Source organism: Nonomuraea spiralis, from assembly GCF_014648435.1.
In the GTDB taxonomy this organism is placed as follows: Bacteria; Actinomycetota; Actinomycetes; order Streptosporangiales; family Streptosporangiaceae; genus Nonomuraea; species Nonomuraea spiralis.
On sequence record NZ_BMRC01000100.1, the window covers coordinates 1 to 567 of the forward strand.

A 567-nucleotide genomic window follows, 5' to 3' on the forward strand; every position below is an offset into this window, starting at 1 on the left:
ACCGAGAAGATCCGTCGGCACCACACGGCGTCCGATGAGATCTATGGGGCGCCGCGCATCCACGCCGACCTGCGGGAGATCGACGGGGAGAAGGTGGGCCGCAAGCGAGTGGCCCGGCTGATGCGCGCGGCCGGGCTGGCCGGTGTCTCCCGGCGTAGAGGCTGTCGCACGACGATCGCGGATCGGCGGGCTGCAGCCGCATCCGACCTGGTGAAGCGGAAGTTTGAAGCGGACGAGCCGAACCGGATCTGGACGGCCGACATCACGTACGTGCCGACCTGGCATGGTTTCGTCTATCTCGCCGTGGTCTTGGACGTGTTCTCCAGGCGGATCGTCGGCTGGGCGGTGGCCGATCACATGCGTACCGAGTTGGTGACCGATGCGCTGGAGATGGCGATCCACCGGCGCCGCCCCAGTGCCGGGGTGATCCATCACAGTGACAAGGGCAGCCAGGGCGGATTCAGGTTGCGTCCACGGGAGTGGTGTACGAGTTTGACCTGGTCAACAGGTGTGTCGTCGTGAAATGATGACGGCCATCGCGTGATCCTTCGAAGGCGCAAACCAAGA

The 567-nt window shown here is 65.1% G+C and carries 1 protein-coding gene; it reads left to right on the forward strand.

Features of this window, described 5'->3' with window-relative positions; genetic code table 11:
- The coding region (locus IEZ27_RS53485) for an IS3 family transposase (RefSeq protein ID WP_189654323.1) at positions 1 to 522 on the forward strand (522 nt) is incomplete at its 5' end.
- Positions 523 to 567: the final 45 nt, after the last annotated feature.